Source organism: Streptomyces sp. NPDC104367, from assembly GCF_055583825.1.
In genome coordinates, this window is record NZ_JBVJND010000023.1 from 108,858 (window position 1) to 125,322 (window position 16,465).

Annotated in this window: 14 protein-coding genes; 7 read left to right on the forward strand and 7 right to left on the reverse strand. The window is 73.4% G+C overall.

All coding sequences use genetic code 11. The features are described 5' to 3' along the window. The first annotated feature begins 165 nt into the window (after positions 1 to 165). Complete coding sequence (locus ACZ619_RS30480) at positions 166 to 744, forward strand: sigma-70 family RNA polymerase sigma factor (RefSeq protein ID WP_469605585.1); 579 nt, start codon at positions 166 to 168, stop codon at positions 742 to 744. Then, positions 741 to 2,027, forward strand: coding sequence for a maleylpyruvate isomerase N-terminal domain-containing protein (locus ACZ619_RS30485; RefSeq protein WP_469605587.1), 1,287 nt, complete (start codon positions 741 to 743; stop codon positions 2,025 to 2,027). Before ACZ619_RS30480 ends, ACZ619_RS30485 begins: the two co-directional genes overlap by 4 nt. A 175-nt stretch (positions 2,028 to 2,202) precedes the next feature. On the opposite strand, the gene purU is transcribed toward ACZ619_RS30485, so the two are convergent. Both purU and ACZ619_RS30495 read right to left on the reverse strand, forming a co-directional pair. Continuing rightward, positions 2,203 to 3,087 carry a formyltetrahydrofolate deformylase gene (purU, locus tag ACZ619_RS30490; protein ID WP_469605590.1) on the reverse strand — a complete coding sequence of 295 codons (885 nt, stop codon included), beginning with the start codon at positions 3,085 to 3,087 and terminating at the stop codon, positions 2,203 to 2,205. A 106-nt stretch (positions 3,088 to 3,193) separates the two neighbouring features. After that, entirely contained in the window at positions 3,194 to 3,694 is a 501-nt protein-coding gene (locus ACZ619_RS30495) for an SCO4402 family protein (RefSeq protein WP_469605593.1), read from the reverse strand. 117 nt (positions 3,695 to 3,811) lie between these two features. Between ACZ619_RS30495 and ACZ619_RS30500 the strand changes: the two genes are divergently transcribed. Further along, positions 3,812 to 5,116, forward strand: a complete 1,305-nt coding sequence (locus ACZ619_RS30500; RefSeq protein ID WP_469605597.1) for an ABC transporter substrate-binding protein — start codon at positions 3,812 to 3,814, stop codon at positions 5,114 to 5,116. A gap of 27 nt (positions 5,117 to 5,143) precedes the next feature. Here the strand turns inward: ACZ619_RS30500 and ACZ619_RS30505 are convergent, their stop codons facing one another. Both ACZ619_RS30505 and ACZ619_RS30510 read right to left on the reverse strand, forming a co-directional pair. Beyond that, positions 5,144 to 6,739: a hypothetical protein gene (locus ACZ619_RS30505; protein WP_469605600.1), complete on the reverse strand. Its 1,596-nt coding sequence runs from the start codon at positions 6,737 to 6,739 to the stop codon at positions 5,144 to 5,146. Between the two features lie 201 nt (positions 6,740 to 6,940). Next, positions 6,941 to 8,326 (reverse strand): transcriptional regulator, encoded by a 1,386-nt coding sequence (locus ACZ619_RS30510; RefSeq protein WP_469605603.1) that lies wholly within the window; start codon positions 8,324 to 8,326, stop codon positions 6,941 to 6,943. Positions 8,327 to 8,600: 274 nt separating this feature from the next. On the opposite strand from ACZ619_RS30510, the gene ACZ619_RS30515 reads away from it, so the two are divergent. The 3 genes from ACZ619_RS30515 to ACZ619_RS30525 all read left to right on the forward strand — a co-directional run bounded on the left by ACZ619_RS30515 (position 8,601) and on the right by ACZ619_RS30525 (position 11,727). Beyond that, a complete protein-coding gene (locus ACZ619_RS30515; protein WP_469605606.1) occupies positions 8,601 to 9,263 on the forward strand; it encodes a bifunctional DNA primase/polymerase in 663 nt (220 codons plus the stop codon). Positions 9,264 to 9,367: 104 nt separating this feature from the next. Further along, positions 9,368 to 10,141, forward strand: coding sequence for an ABC transporter ATP-binding protein (locus tag ACZ619_RS30520; protein ID WP_469605609.1), 774 nt, complete (start codon positions 9,368 to 9,370; stop codon positions 10,139 to 10,141). Then, positions 10,138 to 11,727, forward strand: coding sequence for a transporter (locus ACZ619_RS30525; protein ID WP_469605613.1), 1,590 nt, complete (start codon positions 10,138 to 10,140; stop codon positions 11,725 to 11,727). Before ACZ619_RS30520 ends, ACZ619_RS30525 begins: the two co-directional genes overlap by 4 nt. A gap of 24 nt (positions 11,728 to 11,751) precedes the next feature. On the opposite strand, the gene ACZ619_RS30530 is transcribed toward ACZ619_RS30525, so the two are convergent. After that, a complete protein-coding gene (locus ACZ619_RS30530) occupies positions 11,752 to 12,642 on the reverse strand; it encodes an alpha/beta fold hydrolase (protein WP_469605615.1) in 891 nt (296 codons plus the stop codon). Between the two features lie 534 nt (positions 12,643 to 13,176). After that, positions 13,177 to 13,869 (reverse strand): metal-dependent transcriptional regulator, encoded by a 693-nt coding sequence (locus ACZ619_RS30535; protein ID WP_123976148.1) that lies wholly within the window; start codon positions 13,867 to 13,869, stop codon positions 13,177 to 13,179. 234 nt (positions 13,870 to 14,103) lie between these two features. On the opposite strand from ACZ619_RS30535, the gene ACZ619_RS30540 reads away from it, so the two are divergent. Continuing rightward, complete coding sequence (locus ACZ619_RS30540) at positions 14,104 to 14,859, forward strand: SIS domain-containing protein (protein WP_469605619.1); 756 nt, start codon at positions 14,104 to 14,106, stop codon at positions 14,857 to 14,859. 150 nt (positions 14,860 to 15,009) lie between these two features. On the opposite strand, the gene ACZ619_RS30545 is transcribed toward ACZ619_RS30540, so the two are convergent. After that, positions 15,010 to 16,434, reverse strand: coding sequence for a PAS domain-containing protein (locus ACZ619_RS30545; protein WP_469605622.1), 1,425 nt, complete (start codon positions 16,432 to 16,434; stop codon positions 15,010 to 15,012). Between the last annotated feature and the right edge of the window lie 31 nt (positions 16,435 to 16,465).

A 16,465-nucleotide genomic window follows, 5' to 3' on the forward strand; every position in this document is an offset into this window, starting at 1 on the left:
GTGGATACAGCCGGGGCACCGGAGACACACAGGCCAGACCCCCTACCATCCTTGATCCGCCAGGGGGCGCGCATTGCCATAAAGGGGCGTGCGTCGCCGCACGTGCCGACTACATTCGAGGAGACGGTGGAGACACGCTGGACACGGGCACCGGAAGGGGGCCGCATGGCGACGAAGGACGCACCGCCCCGCTGGGACCGCAAGATGCAGCAGCGGCTCGCACGCGGTGAGGCGGCCGCCCTCGGCGAGCTGTACGACCGCTACGCCTCGCTCGTGCACGGCCTCGCCCACCGCGTCCTCGACGACGAGGGCGCCGCCGACTCCATAACCCGCGAGGTCTTCTCCCACGTCTGGGAGCACCCCGACGCCTACGACCCCCGGCAGGGCCCGCTGCGCTCCTGGATGTTCGCGCTGACCCACCGCTTCGCCGTGCAGCGCCTCAGGGCCACCGAGACCGCCGCGCTCGCCCCGGCCGACAGCGCGCCCGAGGCCGCCGAGGAGCTGGAGCGCAAGGTGCGGCGCGCCTCCGTGGCGGCCCGCGCGGACTACATCGTGCACTCCATGCCGACCCCGCTGCGCGCCGCCCTGGAGCTCGCCTACGTCCAGCGCCGCGACTACCGGCAGACCGCCGCGGACCTCGGCGTCACCGAGGACGAGGCCCGGCGCCGGCTGCGCCTGGGCCTGCAACTGCTCTCCACCGCCCACGACGTCGGGACACCACCCGGATACGGAGGTGCGGTGTGAGCGGCGCCGACCCCTTCGAGGCGCACGGCGGCACGGGCTCCGGCAACGGGGACGGCGACGTGCCGCGCGACGGCGGCGAGCCCGGCCGGGCGCCGCGCATACCGCTGCCCCGGGCCTCCGTCGAGGACGGCGGACGTCCGCTGCCGGAACCGGCCGACCCGCCGCCCGCACCGCCCGAGCTGCCGCACGACGTCCTGAAGTCGCTCCTCGGGGCGTGGGCGCTGGCCGCGTGCTCGGCGGCCGAGGCCCTGGCCGTCGAGACCCACCTCGGCGACTGCGGGGCCTGCGCGGACGAGGCGCTGCGGCTGCGCGAGGCGGTCGGCCTGCTGCACCAGTCGGAGAGCCTCGACCTCGACCCCGGGCTGCGCACCCGGGTCCTGGAGAGCTGTCTGGACCGCCGTCCGGCCCGGATCCCGCTGCCCGCGTGGGCGGCGCCCTACGACGCCGAGGCGGCCCGGCTGGACGCCCTGCTCCAGGACATCGGCGACGCGGAGTGGCACGCGCCGGTGCGGCTGCGCTGGTTCGACGGCGAGGCGGCGGCGACCCGCCGTACGACGGTCGCCGGGGTCATCGCCCACCTGCTGTCCGTGGACGGCCTGGTGGCGCTGTCGCTGGGCCTGGACGACCCGCTGGGCGAGGAGACGCCGGACGAGGGCCCGGCCGGCCGCACCGAGGCGTTCTGGCGGGCCTCGCACTTCCCGCCGACCCGCGCGCTGCGGGTGCCGTGGCGGGAGCAGAGCCACCGGCTGGTGCAGACCGTCTCCTTCACGGGCAGCGGCTCCGGACGGCTCGCGGTGTCGTACGGCGACTTCGAACTGCCGCTGCACGACGCGATGCTGGACCGCGCGTTCGAGTGCTGGGTGCACGCGGAGGACATCGCGGACGCGGTGGACTACCCCTACGAGCCGCCCGCCCCCAGGCATCTGCACAAGATGATCGACCTCGCGGCACGCATGCTGCCGGCCGCGCTGGCCGAGCGGCGCCGGGCGGGGCTGGCGGCGCCCGGGCAGACCCCCCACCTGGTCCCTGCGGGACGGCCCGGCCGGAGTCTGCGGCTGGAGATCGAGGGGCACGGCGGCGGCGAGTGGCTGATCCCGCTGGACTCACCGGGGGCGGTGGGGTCGGCGGAGTTCGAGGTGGCGCACGTGGCCCTGGACGACGTGGAGTTCTGCCGGCTGGCGGCCGGGCACGTGCCGCCGGAGGAGGCGGCCGCGGGGCAGCTCGGGGACCGTGCCGCGATCAGGGACGTCCTCTTCGCGGCGGCGAGCCTGAGCAGGATGTAGGGGGCCGCGGGGGTTCGGCCGTGGGGCGGCGCGGGTGGTTCGTGGTCGCTCGCGCAGTTCCCCGCGCCCCCCAAGGCAGGAGCGGGGCGCGGCCCCGTCCTCCGAGGGGCGCGGGGAACTGCGCGGCCGGCCCCACGCACCCGCGGTCGGCACGGGGGCCGTGCCGGGCCGTCCCTCAGGCGAAGACGACCGTGCGGCGGCCGTTGAGGAGGATGCGGCGTTCCGCGTGCCACTTGACCGCTCGCGCCAGCGCCTGGCACTCCACGTCGCGGCCGATCGCGACCAGCTGGTCCGGGGTGACGTCGTGGCCGACCCGCTCGACCTCCTGCTCGATGATCGGCCCCTCGTCGAGGTCGGCGGTGACGTAGTGCGCCGTCGCCCCGATCAGCTTGACGCCCCGCGCGTGCGCCTGGTGGTACGGCTTCGCGCCCTTGAAGCTCGGCAGGAACGAGTGGTGGATGTTGATGATCCGGCCGCTCAGCTCCTTGCACAGGTCGTCCGAGAGGACCTGCATGTAGCGGGCGAGGACGACCAGTTCGACGTTCTCCTCGCGGACGAGGTCGAGCAGCTGGGCCTCGGCGTCGGCCTTCGTCTCCTTCGTCACCGGGATGTGGCGGAAGGGGACGTGGTACGACTCCACCAGCTCGGCGAAGTCGGTGTGGTTGGAGACCACCGCGGCGATCTCCACCGGCAGCGCGCCGATGCGGGCGCGGAAGAGCAGGTCGTTCAGGCAGTGCCCGAACTTGCTGACCATGAGGACGATGCGCATCTTCTCGTCGGCCCGGTTGATCTGCCAGTCCATGTGGAAGGAGTCGCCGATCGCCGCGAAGCTCGCCCGCAGCTTGTCCACCGTCACCGGCGCCTCGGCCGAGAAGTGCACCCGCATGAAGAACAGACCCGTGTCGTGGTCCCCGAACTGCTGGCTGTCCTCGATGTTGCAGCCGGTCATGAACAGATAGCTCGACACGGCGTGCACGATGCCCTGCTTGTCCGGGCAGGAGAGGGTGAGGACGTACTGGTCCGCCGGGGCGGCCTGGGCTCGGGTGGGCTGATCTGTCATGCACCACAGAATCTCATGCCCCGCCGCTCCGGTCGGCCCCTGTCCGCCACCCGGACCCGCCCGGACCCGGAGGCACCCGCCCGGTCCCGGGCCCGCCGGCGCCGGGCTACGCGGACCGCGTCATGATCCGCAGTACCTCCAGGCTGCGCGGCGCCGCGTCCGGGTCGTCGCCGTCGCTCGTCGCGAGGCGGAGGTGCGCGTCGCGGGCCGCGCGGACCGCGTCCGGCCACGCCTCGTGGTCGAGGTACGCGGAGACCGGCGCGTCCGGCCCGACCTGGTGCATGATCCGCAGCACCCGCAGGACGGCGGTGTCGACGAGCGCCGCCTCCTGCGAGTCGCGGAATATCGTCCCGACGTACTTCTCGGCGGACCAGTTGTCCAGCCAGGTGTCCTCGACCAGCCGGTACACCGCGTCGGTCACGTCGCCGTACCCGTCCGTCCCGACCAGCCAGACGTTCCGCTGGAACTCCGGGTCCGAGAGCATGTGCAGCGCGGAGCGCACATTGCTGCGCCAGCGCCACCACGGCATGTCGTTGAGTGGCATGCCGCCCATGGTGGAGGAGCGACGGCCGCGACGGGAAGAGTTCTCCGAACCTTGCACGGTCATCGATCGTACGTTCCGCGCCGCACGCCCCGCACCGGCCCCCGCAATTCACCTGCGCGTCACCTCTCATCGACCATGGGTCACTCCCGGGTTAGTGATGTGGCGGAATCGTGCGTGTCCATGACCGGCAGGCGACCCACGCGCAGCACCTTCCCCACCGAGCACCACCGGCCCGTCAGAGCCGCCCTCCTGCCAGCGGTGGCCATGGCGGCCTGTGCGTCGCTGGCCGCGGGCTGCGGCGTCGTGCACGGACTGGCGGGCGCGGACGACGACGTGATCAAGGTCATGACCTGGGCACCGCAGAAGACCACCGCCACCAACAAGGCCGGCATGCCCGCCATGGCCTCCGCCTACGTCCGCTGGATCAACGCGCGGGGCGGCGTCAACGGCCGCAAGCTCGAACTGCTCACCTGCAACGACCACAACAGCAGCGTGGGCGCCGCGAACTGCGCGCAGCGCGCGGTCGACGAGGACGTCGTCGCCGTCGTCGGCTCCTACAGCCAGTACGGCGACTCCTACTTCGCCCCGCTGGAGGGCGCGGCCATCCCCTACATAGGCGGCTACGGGGTGTCGAACGAGGAGTTCACCAGCCCCGTCTCCTATCCGGTCAACGGCGGCCAGCTGACCCTGCTGGCCGGGCTCGGGGAGACGCTCGCCGACAGCTGCGGGCCGGTCACCCTGGTCCGGCCGGACAGCATCGCCGGCGACCAGCTGCCCCAGCTGCTCGACTCGGGCCTCAAGGCGGGCGGGCACGCCAAGGCGATCGACCAGCTCGCGGCCGAGGACCTCACCGAGTACGACAAGCAGTCGCAGAAGGCGCTGGCGAGCGCCGGCACGGACACGGCGAAGACGGGGTGCGTGGTGCCCGAGCTCGGGGACCGCACGGCCACCTTCATGGACAGCTTCCAGCGCGCCCGCCAGGACTACCCGAAGGTGAAGACGGCCGCCGAGATCGGCAGCGTCGACCAGACGGTGATCAACTCCACCGGCGGTGCCTCCGGCCCGTACGAGGGGTCGTTCATCACCGGCTGGTACCCGGTGGCCTCGGACGCCCACTGGGCCGGGATGAAGAAGGTCATCAGCAAGGAGGCCTTCGGCGACAACCGGATCGACCCGGCCGACGCCGGGGTGCAGACCACCTGGATCGCCTACAAGGTCCTCACCGCCGTGCTGGAGAAGATCGGCGAGGGCGAGGTGACCTCGGACAGCGTGCGGCACACCCTCAACGACGGCCTGAAGGTCTCCACCGGCGGCCTCACCCCGACCCTGAGCTGGCCCTACCAGGGCAAGCTGTCCGCCGCCGGCTTCTCCCGGCTGGTCAACGCGGACGTCAACGTCCAGGTGGTCAAGGGCGGCCTGCTCCAGTCGGCCAACAAGGACGCCCTCGACATGACGAAGATCCTGGAGAACGCGGACCTCAGCTGAGCCGGGCCGGCCGCGGCCGGCCCGTCCTCAGAGCTGGGTCGGCTGCCGCTGGGTCAGCCCGTACTTGCTCGCGATCGTGTTCCACAGCGCGGCCGCCTTCACCTTCTGGCTGCTGGCGGTGCCGCTCTCCCGGTTGCCGGCCGCGGTCTGGCCGGTGGAGCGGGCCTGGCCCTTGTGGCAGCCGTGCTTGCCGCCCACCTGGTCGGCCCAGGCCGCGTAGTGGTTGTCGGCGTTCGCGGAGGCCTGCCACGCCTTGGTGAGCGAGGCGGTCAGCTCGGCGTTGTCCGGCAGCTTGTCGACGGACAGCTTGGACAGCCGGGTGACCAGCTCGGTACGCGACGTGGCGGCGGTGCGCAGGTCGGACGCGGAACTGTCCAGGTTCTTGCACTGCTTCACGCTCGCGACGGCGCTGATCACCGTGGCCCGGCTGCTGCCGCTGTCGGCGAGCAGCTTGTCCAGGGCGACGGCCTGCTCCTTGGCCGGATCGGCCGCGGCCGACGAGGACTCCTCGGTGGCCGGGGCGGACGCGGCGACCGTCTTGTTGTCGTCGCCCGAGTCCCCGCCGCCGCTGAACAGGGCACCCGCCCCGATCCCGAGCACGGCGATGCCGACCCCGACGGCCGCGATCAGCGGCACCTTCCCCCGGCCGCCGCCACGACCGCCCCGGCCACCGCGACCGCCGCCGCCGTCGTCGTAGCGGTCGTACGACGGCGGGGGCGGGGTGTGGGACGGCTGCTGCTGGATGCGCGGCATCTGGGCGGTGGACGCGGCCGGGGGTTCGCTGCCCGGTCCGCTGCGGAACAGGTTGTCGAACTCGGCGGGCGGCTGCCGGTCGCCGCCCTGCGCGCCTCCGGCCGGGTACGGCGCGATGTACTGCGTGGCCTCGGCGTCGGAGTGCGCCGGGGGCGCGGGCTGGTGCCCGGGGTACTGGCTCTGTCCGCCCGAGGTCTCCGGCGGCAGCGCGCCCGGCCCCACGGGCGGGATCAGCTGGGTGGCCCCCTCGGGGGACGCGGCCGGCGGCACGGGCGGGAGGTACTGGGTGGCGCCCTCGTCCACCGGGGCCGCGGGCACCGGCGGTATGAACTGGGTCGCGCCCTCGTCGGCGGGCGGCAGTGTCCCCGGGTGGGCGCCGTGCGGGACCGCCGACGGCAGCGCGGCGCCGCCGTACACGTCCTGCTGCGGGGCGCCGTAGCCCTGTGGGGGCTGGGCGCCGTAGGCGTCGTGCGACGGCTGGGCGCCGTAGCCGTACGACTGCTCGTAGCCGCCGCCGTACGACGGGCCGGGCGTTCCCTCCGGCGGGAGCGGGCCGGCGCCGGGGGGCTGGGCGGTGTGCGACTGGGCGGCCTGGGACTGGGCGTTCCAGGCGGGCGGCAGCTGCTGGGGCTCGGCCCACTCCTGGCCCGCGGCCTGCGGCCAGGCGTGCTGGGGCTCGGGGGCGCCCTGCTGGTGACCGGGCCCCCACGGCTGTCCCCAGGACTGACCCTCGGAGGGCGCGGTGGCCGGGGCGGGCGGCTGCGCCATGCCCGTGGGAACGCCCGTCATACCCGGCAACAGGGGTTCGCCACCGTCGGAGGGCAGCACGATGCCTTCGCGCGCGGGCTCGCCCTGTCCACTCTGCGTCACCGGGACTCCTACTAATGGGGGACCTTGTGAATCGTCCGCTCACGCTACCGGGTCCCCTCAGCAGGGTGCCACGCAGCCAAGGGCGTGATCTTGCTCCCTGTGACAGCAGTAACAGAACAGCCCCGCGGTGCGCTGTATATGCCGCATCGTGCACGGCAACGTGTGGTTTCCCACACGTTCACGCAGCCGCGGGGCACGAATTCATGCGGCCGCCTGCAGATCCAGGCGGGCGCCGAACTCCCTGACGACCGGTTCGTCCCGGAACGGCTCCAGCCGCTGCTGGAAGTCGTCCAGGTACTCGGCGCCCCGGTTGGAGCGGACCGTCTCCAGGAGTTCCACCGCCTTCGTCCCGGTGACACAGGCCTGTTCGATCTCGCGCTGCTGCACCTGGGCCGTGGCGAGCAGCACATAGCCGATCGCCCGGCGCCGCGCCCGGGTCTCCGGGTGCCCGGCGAGCGACTGCTCCGCGCACTTCACGGCCGCGTCGGCCTGCCCCAGGTCCCGGTGGCAGTGCGCCAACTCGTCGGCCAGGTAGGCCTCGTCGAAGTGCCTGATCCACGCCGGGTCGTCTCCGGAGGCCGGATCGGCGGCCTCCATCGCCGACACCGCACGCCCGGAGGCCAGTTGCGCGGCCCGCGCGTCGCCCAGCAGGGCGTGGCCGCGGGCCTCGGCCGCGTGGAACATCGCCTCCGCGCGCGGGGTCACACGGCCCCGTGCGCCCTCCTGCGCCGCCCTCGCCAGCTGGGCGATCTCCCGGGGGTTCCCGAGCTGCGCGGCGAGGTGGCTCATGGAGGCGGCGAGCACGTAGCCGCCGTAGCCGCGGTCACCGGCGGCCTGCGCGAGGCGCAGCGACTGGATGTAGTACCGCTGCGCGAGCCCGGGTTGGCCGGTGTCGACGGCCATGTACCCGGCGAGCTCGGTGAGCCGGGCCACGGCGGCGAACAACTCCCGCCCGACCGCCTCCCGGTAGGAGCCGGCCAGCAGCCCCGACACGACGCTGTTGAGGTAGTGCACGACGACCGGCCGCACATGACCGCTGCCGAACTGGTGGTCCAGGTCGGTCAGCGCCTGCGTCATGGCCTTCACGGCGGCGACGTCCGACTGGCCGACCCGCGGCCCCGCCTGCCGCGCGACCTGCGCGTCCGGCGCCGAGATCAGCCAGTCCCGGCTGGGCTCCACCAGCGCGGACGCGGCGACCGAGGAGCCGGACAGGAAGTCCCGCCGCCCGACGTCGCTGCGCCACAGCTCGCAGACCTGCTCGATGGCCCCCAGTACCGTCGGCGAGAACTGGAGACCGACGCCCGACGCGAGGTTCTTGCCGTTGGCCATGCCGATCTCGTCGATCGTGACCGTACGGCCCAGCTTGCGCCCCAACGCCTCGGCGATGACGGCCGGCGCCCGGCCCCGCGGCTGCTGGCCGCGCAGCCAGCGGGCCACGGACGTTTTGTCGTACCGCAGATCGAGACCGTGCTCGGCGCCGCACATGTTGACCCGGCGGGCGAGCCCGGCGTTCGAGCACCCCGCCTCCTGGATGAGCGCCTGCAACCGTTCGTTCGGCTGCCGCGCCACGAGAGGCCTTGCGGCCATGGCGTACCCCCTGCGAACTCCCTGTAGGGAAAAGATCCGGCCTTTGCGATCACTGCCCAGCAGACATACCGAAAATGCGGGACATGCGAGGATTGCCGGGTAAAGGCAGCGGAACTGCGAGGGCGCCCGCCGCCAACCCCCCACTTGTGACTACCCGCTCACGCCCCGGTTCCTCCTGCGCGCCCCCACACGTGCATCCATGCGCCCCAATTGCGGAATCGATGCTCCTCCCCCGCGCGCGCTACAGCCGTAACCACAGGTGGGTGCGGGAGTTGTGTTGAACGTGGAAGAGACGATCGTCGGCGCCGAAGCCGCTCAGATTCCGAAGCAGCGTGGGGAATCGCTGCTGGAGACCGCCGTACGCTACGCCGAGGAACGTCACTGGGACGTGTTCCCCGGTACCTGGCTGGAAGCGGTCGAGGGGGTGCAGCGGTGCTCGTGCGGGGAGGTCGCGTGCGCCGCGCCCGGCGCGCACGCGGCGCGTCCGGACTGGGCGTCGCAGGCCACGGGTAGTGCGACGGTCGTGCGCCGGATGTGGCAGAAGCACCCGGCGGCCTCCATCCTGCTGCCGACGGGACGTACGTTCGACGCGCTGTCCGTGCCGGAGACGGCGGGGTTCCTCGCGCTGGCGCGCATGGAGCGCATGGAGCTGACGCTGGGGCCGGTGACGCTGACGCCGGACCGGCGGATGCAGTTCTTCGTGCTGCCGGGGGCGTCGGTGAAGGCGCCGGAGCTGGTCCGTAGGCTGGGCTGGTCGCCGGCGTCGCTGGATCTGACGGCGCTGGGTGAGGGCGCGTACGTGCCGGCGCCGCCCACCCGGTACGGGTCGCGGGGCGCGGTGCAGTGGGTTTGCCGGCCGACGCCCGCGAACCGGTGGTTGCCGGACGCGGAGGAACTGGTCTCGCCGCTGGCCTACGCGTGCGGGAGGGACCGGTAGCCGCCCACCGGGCCGCCGGGTTGGGCCGTACGGCGGTCGCGGGCGCGTCCCGGCCGGTCGCGCGGTCCCCGCGCACCTCGCGGGGCACGTCGTAGGGTGCTGGCATGACCGATGCCGTGCGTATTCGGGGTCTCTGGAAGCGGTTCGGGCAGCAGGTCGCCGTCGCCGGGATCGATCTGTCGCTGCCCGCCGGGAAGTTCGTCGGGCTGGTCGGGCCCAACGGGGCGGGGAAGACCACCACCCTCTCCATGGTGACCGGGCTGCTGCGGCCGGATCAGGGGTCCGTCGAGGTCGTCGGGCACGACGTCTGGCGGGACCCGGTGGCGGTGAAGGCGAGGATCGGCGTCCTCCCCGAAGGACTGCGGCTCTTCGAACGTCTCTCCGGACGCGAACTGCTCGGCTACACGGGCCGGCTGCGCGGCCTCCCCGGCGCCGAGGTGGACAAGCGGGCCACCCAGCTCCTCGACGTGCTCGACCTCTCCGGTGCCCAGCACAGACTCGTCGTCGACTACTCGACCGGCATGCGCAAGAAGATCGGGCTCGCCGCGGCTCTCCTCCACAATCCCGAAGTCCTCTTCCTGGACGAGCCGTTCGAGGGCGTCGACCCGGTCTCCGCGCAGACCGTCCGGGGCGTCCTGGAGCGGTACACGGCCTCCGGCGCGACCGTCGTCTTCTCCTCCCACGTCATGGAACTCGTCGAGTCGCTGTGCGACTGGGTGGCGGTGATGGCCGCCGGCCGGATCCGCGCGACGGGCACCCTGGCGGACGTGCGCGGGGCGCACACCACCCTTCAGGCGGCGTTCCTGGAACTGGTCGGGGCGGGCACGCGGAACACCGGGGCGGATCTGGACTGGCTGGGCGGCGGGGCGGCCCGGTGAGCGACGTGACCTCCACCGTCGTACGGCTGAAGCTGTCGCTGCTGCGCAACGGGCTGCGCCGGTCCGGCGGCCGGCGGGCCGCGTTCGTCGCGTCGGCGGTCCTCGCGCTGCTGTTCGGGGCACTGCAACTGCTGGGCCTGGTGCTGCTGCGCGGGCAGGCGCACGCGGACGCGGTGGCCGTGCTCGGGACCGCCGTACTGGCGCTGGGCTGGGCGTTCATGCCGCTGTTCGTCCCGTCCGGCGACGAGACGCTGGACCCGACCCGCCTGGTGATGCTCCCGCTGCGGCCCCGCCCGCTGGTGCGGGCCCTGCTCGCCGCCTCGCTGGTCGGCATCGGGCCGCTGTTCACGCTGCTGCTGCTGGTCGGCTGCGCCCTCTCGGTGGCGCACGGGGCCGCCGGGTACGCCGCCGCGGTCGTCGCCGTGCCCCTCGCGCTGCTGCTCTGCGTGGCCCTGGCACGGGCGGTGGCCGCCGCGAACGTACGGCTGCTGACCAGCCGCAAGGGGCGTGATCTGGCCGTACTGAGCGGCCTTGTCATCGCGGTGGGGGCGCAGCTGGTCAACTTCGGCGCACGGAGCCTCGGTTCGGCCGGGCTCGGGCAGCTCGCGCCGGTCGCCGACGTGCTGCGGTGGCTGCCGCCGGCCTCGGCGATCGGCGCGGTGCACGCGGCGAGCGAGGGCTCCTACGGCACCGCTCTGGCCCAGCTCGCCCTCTGCGCGGCCGCGTCGGCGCTGGTCGTCGCCGTGTGGGCGCGGACGCTGACCCGGCTGATGACCGCGCCGGACGGCTCGACCCTCCAGGTACCGGACTCCGCAGGGCGCGGCCCGTCCCCGGCCGGCGGCCTGGGACGGCTGCTGCCCGCCGGACGCACCGGCACGGTCATGGCGCGCAGCCTGCGGTACGTCTGGCGCGACCCCAAGACCAAGGCCGCGTGGGTGACCTCGCTGGCCATCGGGCTGATCGTGCCCGTCTTCAACGCCCTCCAGGGCACCGGGTCGGTCTACTTCGCGTGCTTCGCCGCCGGGATGCTCGGCATCCAGATGTACAACCAGTTCGGGCAGGACACGTCCGCGTTCTGGATGGTGGCCATGACCGTCTCCTCCTCGCGGGACGCCTATGTCGAACTGCGCGGGCGGGCGCTGGCCCTGCTGGTGATCACCCTGCCGTACGCGACGCTGGTGACCGTGCTGACCACGGCGATGCTCGGCGGCTGGTCCCGGCTGCCCGAGGTGCTCGGCCTCTCCTTCGCCCTGCTCGGCGCGATGCTGGCGACCGGCGCCTGGACCTCGGCCCGCTTCCCCTACTCCATCCCCCAGGAGGGCCACCGCAACGTCGCGGCCGGGCAGACCGGCCTGGCCTGGATCGCGATCTTCGGCGGCATGGTCTCGGCGGCCCTGCTGTGCCTCCCGGTCATCGTCCTGGCCGTCGCGCTGAACGTGAGCGCGGGAGGCGAGCGGTGGACATGGGCGCTGCTGCCGGCGGGGGCGGCCTACGGGGCGGGCATCACCTGGGCGGGGCTGCGGATGGCGGCACCGCGTACGGCGGCCCGTCTGCCGGAGATCCTCACGGCCGTCAGCAAGGGGTGAGCCGGGCGCCCCTCCGGGTTCCGGTCACTCCCCCACGCGGTCGAGGAACGGCTCCACGGCCGCCCGCCAGGCCTCCGGCCGGTCGTAGGGCAGCAGGTGCCCGGCGTCCGCCACCTCGGCGTACTCCCCCCGGGGAAGCACCCGCACCATCTCCTGTGCCTCCGCGCGCCCCAGATCACCGTCCACCCCGCGCACGACCAGCGCGGGACAGGTCACCTGGGCCAGCTCCTCCCAGTGCGCGTCGTACACCCAGGTCTCCCGGGACTTCAGCATCTGGTCGGGGTCGAAGACGGGCCGCCAGCCGTCGCCGCACTCGTGCATGACCTCGGCGTAGAACTCCCCGCGCGCCGGGCTCGGCCGCTCCACCCAGGGGTCGTCCTCGCCGAACCACTTGCGGACGTCGGCGAGCGTGGTGAAGGGAAGGGGCCAGGACTTGAACCAGTCGGACCACTCGCGCTGCGACGCCGTGCCGATCGCGGAGGCCCGCATGTCGCAGATGATCACGCCCCGGACCAGGTCGGGCCGCTTCGCCGCGAGCTGCCAGGCGGTCAGGGCGCCCATGGCGTGGCCGATGAGCACGGCCGGGCCGAGGCCCAGTTGCTCGATGACGGCGATGGCGTCCTCGATGTACGCCTCCCGGGTGTACGCGGCCTGCGGGGGCTTGTCGCTCTGTCCGTGGCCGCGCTGGTCGAGGGCGACCGCGCGGTGCCGTTCGGAGAGCCAGCGGGCGGTGGAGGCCCAGTGCGAGGCGCGGCCCGTCAGTCCGTGCAGCAGCAGGGCGCCGGGGTACGGGTGGTCCGGGTCGGCGCGGTCGGCGTGCGGCCGTTCCTGGTCGTCCTTCTTGGGCGGGTCCGCGAACTCCCAGGCGGCGAGGTGTACGCCGCCGGCTCCTGTCACGTCGATGCGCCGTGCCATGGGCCTGGCACCCCCCTAGCTCCGCGTGCCTAGTGTCGCCTCGTGTCGCTGCGTGCTGCTTCCGTACCGCTGCAGACTATCGAATACCTATTCGAAAATCGGGTTCCTACGGGCAACACCCCTCATTCGAGTGACCCCTCCCCAGGCATGATCGGCGCCGCCGGGGGGATTTGTTCTGCGGGGGGCGGACCGCTCGGGGAAAACGGTCCGAGGGGATGACCCTGGGAGCTCGGGGCTCCGGGTCAGCACCGGGGAGGACAGGCCCCGGCACCGCGAGGTGCCGGGGCCAAACCCACGTCCGTCCCCGCGTCGTTCACCACGTCTTCGGCACATCCTCCCCGCCCCCCTCAGGTCATATGCCTCTCGCGACAGCCTTGCACGCGAAACGTTCGAGCGCTGCGATTCGGCGCACTGAATCTTGGAATCGACGGGTTCGACACACCGGGGGAAGACGTCGAAGAGGCACGTCAACTCGCCTACGGGCAACGAAAGTTGAGTGACCCTCAGGTTCGCCGCCCGACGCTCGGCACGGCCTCAGCGCTTGGCCACGAACACATGCGAGGCGACGTCCGCCTCCAGCTCGGCCGCCTCGCCGCCGCTGCCCACCAGCACCCCGCCGGCCGACTCCGTCACGCTCACCACCGAACCGGGCTGCACACCCGCCCGCCGCAGCGTGTACATCAGCTGCGCGTCCGTCTGGATGGGCTCGCCGATCCGGCGGACGACCACGGTCTTGCCGTCCGCGCCCGGGTCCAGGTCGGCCAGCGACACCATGCCCTCGTCGAGGAACGGGTCCGCGCCGTCCTTCTCGCCCAGCTCCTCCAGCCCCGGGATCGGGTTGCCGTACGGCGACTCGGTCGGGTGGCGCAGCAGTTCGAGCACACGCCGCTCCACGGCCTCGCTCATCACGTGCTCCCAGCGGCATGCCTCCGCGTGCACCTGCTCCCACTCCAGGCCGATCACGTCGACCAGCAGGCACTCGGCGAGCCGGTGCTTGCGCATCACCCGCGTCGCCAGCCTGCGGCCCTCGTCGGTCAGCTCCAGATGGCGGTCGCTGGCCACGGACACCAGGCCGTCCCGCTCCATCCGCGCCACCGTCTGGCTCACCGTCGGCCCGCTCTGGTCGAGCCGCTCCGCGATGCGGGCGCGCATGGGGACCACGCCTTCCTCTTCGAGCTCGAGGATGGTGCGGAGATACATCTCCGTGGTGTCGATCAGTCCGGACATACGTGCCCCTCGATTACCTCTGCCGGAAGCTACCTCTGCCGGGAGCCCGGCCGCGTGCGCTGGCCCTGACACCAATTCTGCCGGATCCCGCTGACAAGCGGGGGACACCGGCGGAACGGGCACCCGACAACTGCGTCCGCCACCGCCTTCCGGCCGTATTGACAGCGAGATGGTCCAGACCGGAGGGTGATCCGCGACACAGCCGCTGACGCCGACACCGCGAAGGGTCACCGCATGAGCGACGGCACGCCCGCCGACCTGTTCCTCGACGCCGCCATCGGCCTGCTGCACCGGGTCCGCGAGGAGGAGGCCGGGGCCATCGCCGCCGCCGGCACCCTCCTCGCGGACACCTTCGCCTCCGGCGGCCGGCTCTTCGCCTTCGGCGCCGGGCACTCCTCGCTCGCCGCGCAGGACGTCGTCTACCGCGCGGGCGGCCTCGCGCTCATGAACCTGCTCGCGGTGCCCGGCCTGGTGGGCGTCGACGTCATGCCCGCCACCCTCGGCTCCCGCCTCGAACGCGTCGACGGCCTGGCCACCGCCGTCCTCGACACCTCGCCCCTGCGCGCCGGCGACGCCCTCGTGGTCGTCTCCCTCTCCGGCCGCAACGCCATGCCCGTGGAGATGGCCGCCGGCGCCCGTGAGCGCGGCGCCAAGGTCATCGGCGTGACCTCGGTGGCCTACGCCGCGGCGACCACGTCCCGGCACTCCTCCGGCACCTACCTCAAGGACCACTGCGACGTCGTCCTCGACTCGAAGATCGCCGTCGGGGACGCCGAACTCACCCTCGACACCGTCGCGGCGCCCTTCGCCCCGGCCTCCACCGTCGTCACCAGCGCACTGCTCCAGGCGGTCCTCGCCACCACCGCGGCCACCCTCGCCGACCGCGGCGTCGAACCCCCGCTGCTGCGCTCCGGCAACGTCGACGGCGGCCACGAATGGAACGCGCGCGTGTTCGAGGAGTACCGCGACCGGATCTTCTACCAGCCGTGACGCGCCGGCCGCTCCGGCCGCGCCCACCGCCTCCGCGACGTCCGTGCTCCCTGTGCTCCCTGTGCTCCCTGTGCCCCTTGTGCCCCTTCAGGGCTCGCGGTGCTCCTTCAGGGCTCGCGGTGCTCCTTCAGGGCTCGCGGTGCTCCTTCTTCAGGGCTCGCGGTGTTCCTTCGCGAGCGCGGCCAGGTCCAGGGCCGTGGCGATCCGTACGGCCACGTCCTCCGCGTACGTCGCGTCCACGCGCTCGAAGCGGCTGCGCCCCGGACCGCGCAGGAACGTCACGACACCCAGCGTGCGGCTGCGGCTGCGCAGCACCGCGCACAGCGCGTGCACCGCGTCGCCGGGCCACTGCCGGGACAGGGCCCACGCCCGGGCCCGGTCCGGCGGCACCGAACCGGCGTCCGCCCGCACGCTCCCGGCCCGCTCCACGCACTGCAACGCCGGATGCCCGTCCTCGTAGCGCGTGGGCAGCCCCGCCGCGCCCGTCAGCAGGCTCGGGCCCGGTGCCCCGGCGGGCGTACCCGCGATGCGCACCAGCCGGACCGGGCCCACGTCACCGTCCGCGCGGGCGCCGCCGACCACCCGGTCGATCACCGCGTGGTCGGCGAAACCGGCCAGCGCGAAGTCCAGATGGACCACGGCCGCCTCCGCCGGGTCCTCGCACTCGGCGGCCGCGCGGGCCGCACGGTGCAGCTGATTGGTCCGGAAGCGCAGCATGGCCGCCTCCTGCTCGCCCCGCCTGGCCTCCGTGACGTCCAGGAACAGCCAGCCGACCCCGAGCGGCACCGGCTCCTCCGCCAGCGGCGACGCCAGCCGCAGGAACCCCGACCGCCAGCAGCGCCGCTGCTCGCCCTCCGCGGTCCGCACACTGACCCACATCTCGGCCGGCGCAGGCGGCGCGCCCTCCGCCAGCACGTGCGTGAGCGCGCCCTCCAGGTCCTCCACGCCCTGTGCGAGCAGCTCCCCCAGCGGCCGGCCCAGCGCCGACGTCCGCCCGATGCCGAGCGCGCGGGCCGCGTGGGCGTTGACCACGGCGGGCCGCAGATCCGCGTCGACGAGCACGACACCCCAGGCGGCGTCCTCGAACAGGGCCTCGCTGAGCGCGATCGACCGCTCCAGGTCGATCTGCGCGTGCACCTCGCTGAACGCGCAGTACAGACCGGCGGGCTTGCCGTCCGGTCCGCGCACCGCCGCCGACTGGGTGCGCACGAGCACCCGCCCGCCGTCCTTGGTGACCAGCGCGAACTCGTGCACCTGGCGGCCGGAGGCGTGCATGGCGGCCATCAGCCGGCCCTCGACCTCACCGGCGTCCGCCTCGCGGACCGCCCACCCGGCGAAGCCGTGCCGGCCCACCGCCTCGGCCGCCGTCCACCCCAGGATCCGCTCGGCCTCGCGGTTCCAGTGCGTGACGACGCCGTCCGCGTCGAACGCGCACAGGGCCGCGTCCATGCCGTCCAGGAGCGCCGCGAGCAGATCGGAGCCGCCCGAGTCCTCCGGAGCCTCCCGCTCCGATTCCGGCTCGGGCTCGTCGGGCCCCAGCTCGTCGGTGGCCCCACTACGCCGGGAAGCACTCACCTGGACCCCCATCAGGCTGCGTCCGCACGCA

Excerpts from the sequence above, each read along its gene's own strand:
- ACZ619_RS30480 (WP_469605585.1), top strand. The coding sequence starts at position 166 with ATGGCGACGAAGGACGCACCGCCCCGCTGGGACCGCAAGATGCAGCAG.
- purU (WP_469605590.1), bottom strand. The coding sequence starts at position 3,087 with ATGACAGATCAGCCCACCCGAGCCCAGGCCGCCCCGGCGGACCAGTAC.
- ACZ619_RS30495 (WP_469605593.1), bottom strand. The coding sequence starts at position 3,694 with ATGACCGTGCAAGGTTCGGAGAACTCTTCCCGTCGCGGCCGTCGCTCC.
- ACZ619_RS30500 (WP_469605597.1), top strand. The coding sequence starts at position 3,812 with ATGACCGGCAGGCGACCCACGCGCAGCACCTTCCCCACCGAGCACCAC.
- ACZ619_RS30510 (WP_469605603.1), bottom strand. The coding sequence starts at position 8,326 with ATGGCCGCAAGGCCTCTCGTGGCGCGGCAGCCGAACGAACGGTTGCAG.
- ACZ619_RS30520 (WP_469605609.1), top strand. The coding sequence starts at position 9,368 with ATGACCGATGCCGTGCGTATTCGGGGTCTCTGGAAGCGGTTCGGGCAG.
- ACZ619_RS30530 (WP_469605615.1), bottom strand. The coding sequence starts at position 12,642 with ATGGCACGGCGCATCGACGTGACAGGAGCCGGCGGCGTACACCTCGCC.
- ACZ619_RS30535 (WP_123976148.1), bottom strand. The coding sequence starts at position 13,869 with ATGTCCGGACTGATCGACACCACGGAGATGTATCTCCGCACCATCCTC.
- ACZ619_RS30540 (WP_469605619.1), top strand. The coding sequence starts at position 14,104 with ATGAGCGACGGCACGCCCGCCGACCTGTTCCTCGACGCCGCCATCGGC.